General features: G+C 63.7%; 8 protein-coding genes. 2 read left to right on the top strand and 6 right to left on the bottom strand.

Annotation, left to right across the window (positions count from 1 at the left end; all coding sequences use genetic code 11):
* Window positions 1-192: 192 nt before the first annotated feature.
* The 6 genes from NR164_RS30005 to pedF form a co-directional block, all read right to left on the bottom strand.
* On the bottom strand, window positions 193-1,713 hold the full coding sequence (locus NR164_RS30005; protein ID WP_017847476.1) for an aldehyde dehydrogenase family protein: 1,521 nt from the start codon (window positions 1,711-1,713) through the stop codon (window positions 193-195).
* 121 nt (window positions 1,714-1,834) lie between these two features.
* Window positions 1,835-3,610: a PQQ-dependent methanol/ethanol family dehydrogenase gene (locus tag NR164_RS30000; RefSeq protein WP_046382819.1), complete on the bottom strand. Its 1,776-nt coding sequence runs from the start codon at window positions 3,608-3,610 to the stop codon at window positions 1,835-1,837.
* 135 nt (window positions 3,611-3,745) lie between these two features.
* Window positions 3,746-4,678, bottom strand: a complete 933-nt coding sequence (locus NR164_RS29995; protein WP_256823652.1) for a quinoprotein relay system zinc metallohydrolase 1 — start codon at window positions 4,676-4,678, stop codon at window positions 3,746-3,748.
* Between the two features lie 16 nt (window positions 4,679-4,694).
* Window positions 4,695-5,456, bottom strand: a complete 762-nt coding sequence (locus NR164_RS29990; protein WP_256823651.1) for a quinoprotein dehydrogenase-associated SoxYZ-like carrier — start codon at window positions 5,454-5,456, stop codon at window positions 4,695-4,697.
* A gap of 9 nt (window positions 5,457-5,465) precedes the next feature.
* Entirely contained in the window at window positions 5,466-6,341 is an 876-nt protein-coding gene (locus tag NR164_RS29985; protein ID WP_256823650.1) for an ABC transporter substrate-binding protein, read from the bottom strand.
* A 3-nt stretch (window positions 6,342-6,344) separates the two neighbouring features.
* On the bottom strand, window positions 6,345-6,806 hold the full coding sequence (gene pedF, locus NR164_RS29980) for a cytochrome c-550 PedF (RefSeq protein ID WP_256823649.1): 462 nt from the start codon (window positions 6,804-6,806) through the stop codon (window positions 6,345-6,347).
* A 255-nt stretch (window positions 6,807-7,061) separates the two neighbouring features.
* Here pedF and exaA point away from each other — a divergent pair, with 255 nt between their 5' ends.
* Together exaA and NR164_RS29970 are read left to right on the top strand one after the other, a co-directional pair.
* The gene (gene exaA, locus NR164_RS29975; protein ID WP_079444253.1) at window positions 7,062-8,969 is read left to right on the top strand and encodes a quinoprotein ethanol dehydrogenase; all 1,908 of its coding nucleotides are present in this window, start codon (window positions 7,062-7,064) and stop codon (window positions 8,967-8,969) included.
* A 79-nt stretch (window positions 8,970-9,048) separates the two neighbouring features.
* On the top strand, window positions 9,049-9,696 hold the full coding sequence (locus NR164_RS29970; protein ID WP_256823648.1) for a pentapeptide repeat-containing protein: 648 nt from the start codon (window positions 9,049-9,051) through the stop codon (window positions 9,694-9,696).
* The last annotated feature ends 147 nt before the right edge of the window (window positions 9,697-9,843 follow it).

Below are 9,843 nucleotides of genomic sequence, written 5' to 3'. Positions count from 1 at the left end.
CCCAGGGGGTTGGTCGGCAGGTAGTGATCCAACAGGCAAAGCCCTCTTGCTGTGCCGGAACGGGTGTACGCCGATCAAAATGTGGGAGGGGGCTTGCCCCCGATGGCGGCTTGTCAGCCAAGACATGCATGACTGATCCACCGCTATCGGGGGCAAGCCCCCTCCCACATTAGGTTGCATTTCAAGTCGGGGCTAGAAGAAGCCCAGTGGGTTGATGTCGTAGCTCACCAGCAGGTTCTTGGTCTGTTGGTAGTGATCCAACATCATCTTGTGGTTCTCACGCCCCACGCCGGACTTTTTGTAGCCGCCAAACGCGGCGTGCGCCGGGTACAGGTGGTAGCAGTTGGTCCACACGCGGCCGGCCTTGATCGCCCGGCCCATGCGGTAGGCGCGGTTGATGTCGCGGGTCCACAGGCCGGCACCCAGGCCGAACTCGCTGTCGTTGGCAATGGCCAGGGCTTCGGCTTCGTCCTTGAAGGTGGTGATACCCACCACCGGGCCGAAGATTTCTTCCTGGAACACGCGCATTTTGTTATGGCCCTTGAGCAGGGTCGGCTGGATGTAGTAACCGCTGGACAGGTCACCCTCCAAACGCTCGGCCGCGCCGCCGGTGAGCAGTTCGGCGCCCTCTTCCTGGGCGATTTTGAGGTAGGACAGGATCTTGTCGTATTGCTGCTCGGACGCCTGGGCGCCAACCATGGTTTCGGTGTCCAGCGGGTTGCCGCGCTTGATCTTGACGATCTTTTTCATCACCACTTTCATGAAGTCGTCGTAGATCGACTCCTGCACCAGCGCCCGCGACGGGCAGGTACATACTTCGCCCTGGTTGAAGAACGCCAGCACCAGGCCTTCGGCGGCCTTTTCGATGAACTGCGGCTCTGCGTTCATGATGTCTTCGAAGAAGATGTTCGGCGACTTGCCGCCCAGCTCCACGGTCGACGGAATGATGTTCTCGGCCGCGCAATGCATGATGTGCGCGCCGATTGGGGTAGAGCCGGTAAAGGCGATCTTGGCGATGCGCTTGCTGGTGGCCAGCGCTTCGCCGGCTTCACGGCCAAAGCCCTGGACGATGTTCAGCACGCCCGCTGGCAGCAGGTCGTTGATCAGCTCGGCAAACACCATGATCGACAGCGGCGTCTGCTCGGCCGGCTTGAGCACGATGCAGTTACCGGCGGCCAGGGCCGGGGCAAGTTTCCAGGCGGCCATCAGCAGTGGGAAGTTCCACGGAATGATCTGCCCGACCACACCCAGCGGCTCGTGGAAGTGGTAGGCGGCGGTGTGTTCGTTGATCTCGGCGGCGCCGCCTTCCTGGGCGCGGATGCAGCCGGCGAAGTAACGGAAGTGGTCGGCGGCCAGCGGCACGTCGGCGTTGAGGGTTTCACGCACGGCTTTGCCGTTGTCCCAGCTTTCGGTGACGGCCAGCACTTCGAGGTTCTGTTCGATGCGGTCGGCGATTTTCAGCAGCACCAGGGCGCGATCCTGGGCCGAGGTCTTGCCCCAGGCGTCGGCGGCGGCGTGGGCCGCGTCGAGGGCCTTGTCGATGTCGGCGGCGTTGGAACGCGGGAATTCGGCGATCACTTCACCGGTCACCGGCGAGGTGTTGGTGAAGTATTCACCGCTGATCGGCGCAACGAATTCGCCGCCGATGAAGTTGCCGTAGCGTGACTTGAAGCTGACGATGGCGCCAGGGGTGCCAGGTTGTGCGTAGATCATGTTAAAGCCTCTGTCTGGGTCCGGGCCTGTCGGTCAACAGGCGATGACCCGATAGTAAAGAGCCCCCGCTGCCGGGCGAATGCGCCGTTGGCAGGAGGGCTCTTGTCATTTGGTCGTAGATTCAGTGTTTGGCGACCAGTTCTTTAGGCAATTTGAAGGTCCAGAGCATGCCGCCCTGGTTGAAGTCCTTGATGCGTTTGGCCACTTCACCGCCCCACAACGGCACCGCGCCGCCCCAGCCGGAGAGCACCGAGACGTACTGTTCGCCGTCCATTTCCCAGGTCACAGGCGAGCCGAGCACGCCGGAGCCGGTCTGGAATTCCCAGACCTTCTCGCCGGTCTTGGCGTTGAACGCCTGCAGGAAGCCTTCCGGCGTACCGGTGAACACCAGGTTGCCCTTGGTGGTCAGGACCCCGCCCCACAGCGGCGCGAAGTTCTTGTGGCGCCAGACTTCCTTGCCGGTTTTCGGGTCGATGGCGCGCAGCACGCCGATGTAGTCTTCGTTCAACGGCTTGATGGTGAAGCCCGCACCGAGGAACGCCGCACCTTTTTTGTAGGTGATGCCTTCGTTCCACATGTCCATGCCCCATTCGTTGGACGGCACGTAGAACAACCCGGTGTCGCGGTTATAGGCCATCGGCATCCAGTTTTTCGCGCCGAGGAACGCCGGGGCGACGAACACCGAGGTGCCCTTGGCTTCGCTGCCTGGCGCGCCGGGGCGGCTGGCTTCGTTGTAGATCGGCCGACCGTCTTTATCCAGGCCGGTGGCCCAGGTGATCTTGTCGACGAACGGGAAGCCGCGGATGAACTTGCCGTTGGTGCGGTCGAGCACGTAGAAGAAACCGTTACGGTCGGCGGTGGCCGCCGCTTTGATCTCTTTGCCGCCTTCGGTGTAGTTGAAGGAGACCAGTTCGTTCACGCCGTCGTAGTCCCAGCCGTCATGGGGCGTGGTCTGGAAGTGCCACTTGATGGTGCCGTCATCCGGGTTCAGCGCCAGACGCGAGGACGAGTAGAGGTTGTCGCCAGGGCGCAGGTGCGAGTTCCACGGTGCCGGGTTGCCGGTGCCGAACAGCAGCAGGTTGGTTTCCGGGTCGTAGTAGCCGCCCAGCCACGGTGCCGCGCCGCCGGTTTTCCACAAGTCGCCAGGCCAGGTCTTGCCCGCCTCGCCGCCGGAAATGCCGTTTTCCACGGCCTTGCCGTCCTTGTAGACGTAGCCCATATGACCTTCAACGGTCGGACGGGTCCACAGCAGGTCACCGTTTTTCGGGTCGTAGGCTTCGATCTTGCCCACCACGCCGAATTCGCCGCCGGCCACGCCGGTAATCAGCTTGCCGTTGATCACCAGGGGCGCGGCGCTGATCGAGTAGCCTTCCTTGTGGTCGGCGACTTTCTTGCTCCACACCACTTTGCCGGTGTCTTTGTTCAGGGCCACCAGCTTGGCGTCGAGGGTGCCGAAGAACACCAGGTCGCCGTACAGCGCCACGCCGCGGTTGATCACGTCACAGCACGGGCGGATGTCATCGGGCAGACGCGCATCGTACTGCCAGAGCTTCTTGCCGGTGCGTGCATCCACCGCGAACACCCGCGAGTAGGACCCGGTGAGGTACATCACCCCGTCCTTGATCATCGGCTGCGCCTGCTGGCCGCGCTGTTTCTCGCCGCCAAAGGAGAACGCCCAGACCGGGCGCAGGTCCTTGACGTTGTCCACATTCAGGGTATCGAGCGGGCTATAGCGTTGGCCTTGGACGCCCAGACCGTTGGTGACGATCTGCCCGGGGTTTTTCGGGTCCTGGAGAATCTCCTGATCGGTCACGGCCGCCATGGCCTGGCCGGATAACAGAATGGCACCGAGCAACACACTCAAGGCGAAGGGTTGGCGGCGTGCGGGTTGGGTCATGACGGCTACCTCTGCGGTTTTTTGTTATACCCGGGAAATTTTCCCGGTCTGGTACAGATTCTTGGGCGCAGGGGCGGTTGTCACAATTGACCGCAGTATCGAGATTGCTAGTTCCTTAGTAGCGGGTCCGGTCCGTCAGCGCGCCGAATCCACGCGCTGCATCTGCTCGCGCTCGTAACGCGGGTACAGGTGGCTGACGCTGCGGATCAGTTCATAGCGGCTCAGGTTGATCGCGGCGAAGCGCTCGGGGATGGGGCTGCGGATCATCTCGGCCATGTCGCTGCCGTGGGCGGCGCCGTCGCGCAGCAGTTGGTCGAGCCAGGTCAGGTAGTCGCGCATCTGCGCGAACGGCTGTGCATCGTTGGCCACCGGGCCATGGCCGGGCACGACCAGGGTCCAGGGCAAGGCCTGCAGGGTGTCGATGTCCGCCAGCCACGCCGCCAGCCCGGGGCTGTTGGGGGTGGTGAGGGCGCGTTGGAAGAACACCAGGTCGCCGGCAAACAGCACGCCGGTAGTCTGGTCGAGGATGGCCAGGTCGGCGTCGGTGTGGCCGGTCAGCGCGAGCAGGCGCAGGTCGTGGCGGCCAAAGCTGAGCACACCGGGTTCGAGCACTTGCGTGGGCAATTGCACTTCGGTACCGCGCATCCAGTCGCCGACCATGCGGTAGAGGTTTTCCGCCATGCCGTCGCCCTGCTCATGCAGCAGGCGCGTGGTGCCGGCCAGGGCGCCGATGGGCACGTCCTTGAAGGCCTGGTTGCCCAGCGCATGGTCGGGGTGGTGGTGGGTCAGCAGCACCTGGATCACCGGTTTGTCGGTGACGCTGGCGATCGCCCGGCGCAGGGCTTCGCCGTAGCGCCGCGACGGCCCGGTGTCGATCACCACCACGCCGGTCTCGGTGACGATGAACGCGGTATTGACGATATTGCCGCCGTTGTCCTTGGCGAAATTGTCGGTGCTGCCTTCCAGCAGCCAGGTGTCGTCGGCGATCAGTCGTGGCTTGAGGGCGTAGTCGAGGTCGGCCACGGCGGGCAGGCTCAAGCTCAGGCACAACAATAGAATCCAGCGCATGCCGCGCTCCTTCTGGTCAGGGAATGGCTGCGTCGAATTCATTGCCGCTGTTGTCGCGCAGCACCAGACTCGTCGGCCCGGGTGCGTCGATGTCAAAGGCCAGGTTGGGGTTTTCGCTGACCGCCGGGAACAGCACCAGCTCGGCCAGCACCTGGCCGTCCTGGCCACGCAGTTGCGCGTGGTTGAGATAGAACTCGGGGATGCCGCTGACCATGCCGTTATCCATCGGGTGCGCCACCTGCACGCGTACCCGGCTGAATTCGCCGCGTGGGTAACGCCCGCCGAGGACTTCGCCGATATGCTCTTCCCAACCCGGCTGGGTGCGGACCACGCTGGGCGCGGTGCAACCGCCGCCGGCCGCGTCGATCAGGGTCGAGCCGACGTGCCACAGCCCGTCATCGGTGAGCACCGCCGCACGCAGGGGCGTGGCCTGTTCGATACGGATACGGATCGACAGCCAGGGCAGCACCCCGGCCTTGGGCTGAAAATCGACAATCCTGGGCAACGGGTTGAGTTCGGCCCAGGCGAGGATTTTCACCACGTGCCCCGTGAACGCCCGCGCGTCGATTTCCAGGGGCACCTGGCGCGCATCTTCGGCGAACGGCGGCGCCAGCAGCTTGACCCGCTCATCGAACACGAACGGCGCATCGGCCAGCAACTGCTTGTGGTAGAACGCCCACATCACCGACGGCACCGGGTCCGTGCCCGGTTCGACCGCCGCGGCGTGGGCCGCCAACGGTAACCAGCAGGCCAACATGCAGTTCAGTCGCCAGTTCATCGCCTGCTCCTATTGGTACATTTCGGGCACTTCGTACTGCAGGCCGTAATGGCTGTAGATGGTTTGCAGCGAACCGTCGCGGATCAGGCCTTCCAGCGCCTCTTCCACCGCATAGGCCAACTGGCGATTGCTTTCGTGTACTGCCATGCCGATCTCCCAGCGCTGCCGGCCCATGCTCGGGTAAGCGTTTTGCGCCAGGGCCAGTTGCGGATCGCGTGCCTGATGCACCTGCCAGTCGATCTCGCCGCGCATCGCCATCACCGCGTCGACTTCACCGGCCTTCATCGCCGCGAACGCCTGGGGTACACCGGGGTAGTGATGGGTCTGGCGGGCGAGCATGCCGTTGAACACCGAGGTCAGGTAGAACGACGGCACGCTGTCGACTTCGACACCGATCGGGTGCTCCTCGAACACCGCCACGCTGGCGACCTTGTCCAGGCGGCGGCGGTCGTAGGCCACCTGCCATTGTTCGTTCTGGTACGGCCCGAACATCACCACATGGCCGTTTTCCAGTTCGCCCTGATCGTTACGCCTTTGCGCGTAGTCGTGGTCGTAGGGTGCGCGCATCATCAGGTCGGCCAGTTGCTGGTTATGCAACTGGCTGCCGCGCCAGATGTAGTCGCGCAGGTCGTCGTCGAGTTTTTCCCCGGCCGGCGCCCAGATCAATTTGAGCTGCACCCCCAGCGCCTTGGCCAGGGCCTCGGCCAGCTCCACGTCGACCCCGCGCGGGGTGCCACCGTCTTCGAAACTGTAGGGGGCAAAGTCCTTGTACACCGCCACTTTCAACTCACCGGCGGCGATCATCTGGTCATAGCTGCGCACCTGCGCCTGTGCCGTCTGGCAACACAGCAGGGCCAGGCCGAGCACATAAGCGAACAGGCGCATGGCTTACTCCTCGACGCGAACGCTGTCCAGGTAGGTGCGTACCGCCCACAAGGCTTCCTGGCTCAGGTAATCGGCCATTTTCGGCATATATACCCGGCCGTCGCGCACCGCGCCGTGACGCACGCGCTGCACAAACCACTCATCACCGGCCTCGCCCACATCCAGCATGCGCAAGTCGGGGGCGATGCCGCCGGACTTGGCTTCCAGGCCGTGGCAGGCGGCGCAGTTCTGATTGTAGGCGGACGAACCGATTTCCAGGGCTCGGTCGTGTTCAGGCGACGTGCGGTAAGGGTTCACTGCCGCCCAGCCGTCCTCGTCGACCGGCACGCCGGCGTCCTTGATCGAGGTCAGGCCCTTGGTTTCCACTGCTTGCGGGACCACGTTGCCGTGGGCCCAGGCCGAGCCTGCACCGATCACACCGGCCAACAGCCCGGCGACGAGCAAGGCATTGCGTTTTGTTGTCATTATTTTTGCCCTCAGGATTGCACGCAAAACCTCATTGCAGAGGTTATGGCAACCATCTTAGAAACCCTGGGGCATAGGCCGTATGCTGCTTTGGTGGCCGGCTTGTCCTCCCTTGGTAGTAGGGCTTGTGGGGCACGCCTAAAACAGCGGCGCCTCGGGAAGTCTTCCCGGCAACAGCGGGACTTTTTCCGTATCCGCGCAGCGCCCTGGCGCTCCACCCTGTGCAGGCCAAAACCTCCACTGGGAACTGCAACCATGATAATAAGATCGCTACCCGCCCGTTCGCCGCTGAGCCTTGCCGTGCAGGCTTTCCTGCTGGTCGGCAGCCTGTCCTTGAGTGCGGCCAGCTTCGCCGCCGCCGACCCTGCCGCGCCGTCCACCGCAAAGGCGACGCGCAACGTCACCTGGGAAGACATCGCCAACGACCACCTGAGCACCAAGGACGTGCTGCAATACGGCATGGGCACCAACGCCCAGCGCTGGAGCCCGCTGGCCCAGGTCAACGACAAGAACGTGTTCAAGCTCACCCCGGCCTGGTCGTACTCGTTCGGCGATGAGAAGCAGCGCGGCCAGGAATCCCAGGCCATCGTCAGCGACGGCGTGGTCTACGTCACCGGCTCCTACTCCCGCGTGTTCGCCCTCGACGCGAAGACCGGCAAACGCCTGTGGACCTACAACCACCGCCTGCCCGAAAACATCCGCCCGTGCTGTGACGTGGTCAACCGCGGCGCGGCGATCTTTGGCGACAAGATCTACTTCGGCACCCTCGACGCACGCCTGATCGCCCTCGACAAGAACACCGGCAAAGTGGTGTGGAACAAGAAGTTCGGCGACCACGCCGCCGGTTACACCATGACCGGCGCCCCGGTGCTGATCAAAGACAAGGTCAGCGGCAAGGTGCTGCTGATCCATGGCAGCTCCGGCGATGAGTTCGGCGTGGTCGGCCAGCTGTATGCGCGCGACCCGGACACCGGCGAAGAAGTGTGGATGCGCCCGTTCGTCGAAGGCCACATGGGCCGTCTGAACGGCAAGGACAGCACCCCGACCGGCGACGTCAAAGCGCCGTCGTGGCCGGATGACCCAACCACCGAAACCGGCAAGGTCGAGGCCTGGAGCCACGGCGGCGGCGCACCTTGGCAGAGCGCGAGTTTCGATGCCGAGACCAACACCATCATCGTCGGCGCCGGCAACCCCGGCCCGTGGAACACCTGGGCGCGCACGTCCAAGGACGGCAACCCGCACGACTTCGACAGCCTCTACACCTCGGGCCAGGTCGGTGTCGACCCGAGCACCGGCGAAGTGAAATGGTTCTACCAGCACACCCCGAACGATGCCTGGGACTTCTCCGGCAACAACGAGCTGGTGCTGTTCGACTACAAGGACAAGGACGGCAAAGTGGTCAAGGCCACCGGTCACGCCGACCGCAACGGGTTCTTCTACGTGGTCGACCGCAATAACGGCAAGCTGCAGAACGCCTTCCCGTTCGTCGACAACATCACCTGGGCCAGCCATATCGACCTGAAGACCGGTCGTCCGGTGGAAAACCCGGGCCAGCGTCCGGCCAAGCCGTTGCCCGGTGAAACCAAGGGCAAGCCGGTGGAAGTCTCGCCACCGTTCCTCGGCGGCAAGAACTGGAACCCCATGGCCTACAGCCAGGACACCGGCCTGTTCTACATCCCGGGCAACCAATGGAAAGAGGAATACTGGACCGAAGAGGTCAACTACAAGAAGGGCTCGGCGTACCTGGGCATGGGTTTCCGCATCAAGCGCATGTATGACGACCACGTCGGCACCCTGCGGGCGATGAACCCGACCACCGGCAAGGTGGTGTGGGAGCACAAGGAAGCCCTGCCACTGTGGGCCGGCGTACTGGCGACCAAGGGCAACCTGGTGTTCACCGGCACCGGCGACGGTTTCTTCAAGGCCTTCGACGCGAAAACCGGCAAGGAGCTGTGGAAGTTCCAGACCGGCAGCGGCATCGTCTCGCCGCCGATCACCTGGGAACAGGATGGCGAGCAGTACATCGGCGTCACCGTCGGCTATGGCGGCGCGGTGCCGTTGTGGGGCGGCGACATGGCCGAGCTGACCAAGCCGGTGGCACAGGGTGGGTCGTTCTGGGTGTTCAAGATCCCGAGCTGGGATAACAAGACCGCCCAAAAATAACCCGTCCCCAGCCCCGTCGTAGCAGCTGGCTGCTCGACAGCTGCTACGTCACGGGGTTGCTTCGTCTGGAGGTTCCAAGATGAACTATCTGCCCTTGTTACTCCTGCTCGCCCTGCCCCTGGCCCACGCCGATGACGGCGACGACACCCCGCTGGTCATCAACGGCTGCACCCTCGCCGAACACAGCCAATGCCCCGGCGCCAACCTCAGGGGCGCCAACCTGAGCAACCAGGACCTCAGCAAAATGAACCTGGCCGGCGCCGACCTGCGCGATGCGGACTTGCGCCACGCCAACCTCGACCTGGCCAACCTGGAAAAAGCCCAGTTGCAGGGCGCCAACCTGACCCGCGCCAGCCTGCAACAAAGCAACCTGCGCCTGGCCGATTTCACCGGTGCCACGCTGATGGCGATCCAGGGTTGGGGCCTGTTCGCCCAGGGAGCGCAGTTTGAAAACGCCAACCTGAGCGCGGCCTACCTGCAATTCGCGCGGCTGTCCGGGGCAAAAATGCGCAAGGCCAACCTGCGCGCCGCCGACCTGGAAATGACCTGGCTGAGCAAGGCCGACCTGCAAGGGGCGGATCTGAGCGATGCTAATTTGCAAGAGGCCAAGTTCGGTGAGAGCAACCTGGAAAGCGCGGTCCTCACGGGCGCGCGGCAGCATTATGCGAATTTCCAGGATGCGAACATGGAAGGCTGCAAGGACTGCCCCACCACCTGGAATCGTTAGCACACCGCCATTTGAATGTAGGAGCGAGCTTGCTCGCGAAAAACCCGGGACCGCTGCGGGGGGTCAGGTTTTTCGCGTTATCGTTGACGGTCTTCGCGAGCAAGCTCGCTCCTACAGTGGGGTCTAGGTGCCCGCGCTAGGCATGGG

The sequence above is a fragment of the Pseudomonas sp. Pse79 genome (genome assembly GCF_024519615.1).
In the GTDB taxonomy this organism is placed as follows: domain Bacteria; phylum Pseudomonadota; class Gammaproteobacteria; order Pseudomonadales; family Pseudomonadaceae; genus Aquipseudomonas; species Aquipseudomonas veronii.
Note: the sequence above shows the minus strand (reverse complement) of the source record. Positions and strands in the feature narration are given on the sequence as shown.

Excerpts from the sequence above, each read along its gene's own strand:
- NR164_RS30005 (WP_017847476.1), bottom strand. The coding sequence starts at position 1,713 with ATGATCTACGCACAACCTGGCACCCCTGGCGCCATCGTCAGCTTCAAG.
- NR164_RS30000 (WP_046382819.1), bottom strand. The coding sequence starts at position 3,610 with ATGACCCAACCCGCACGCCGCCAACCCTTCGCCTTGAGTGTGTTGCTC.
- NR164_RS29995 (WP_256823652.1), bottom strand. The coding sequence starts at position 4,678 with ATGCGCTGGATTCTATTGTTGTGCCTGAGCTTGAGCCTGCCCGCCGTG.
- NR164_RS29990 (WP_256823651.1), bottom strand. The coding sequence starts at position 5,456 with ATGAACTGGCGACTGAACTGCATGTTGGCCTGCTGGTTACCGTTGGCG.
- NR164_RS29985 (WP_256823650.1), bottom strand. The coding sequence starts at position 6,341 with ATGCGCCTGTTCGCTTATGTGCTCGGCCTGGCCCTGCTGTGTTGCCAG.
- pedF (WP_256823649.1), bottom strand. The coding sequence starts at position 6,806 with ATGACAACAAAACGCAATGCCTTGCTCGTCGCCGGGCTGTTGGCCGGT.
- exaA (WP_079444253.1), top strand. The coding sequence starts at position 7,062 with ATGATAATAAGATCGCTACCCGCCCGTTCGCCGCTGAGCCTTGCCGTG.
- NR164_RS29970 (WP_256823648.1), top strand. The coding sequence starts at position 9,049 with ATGAACTATCTGCCCTTGTTACTCCTGCTCGCCCTGCCCCTGGCCCAC.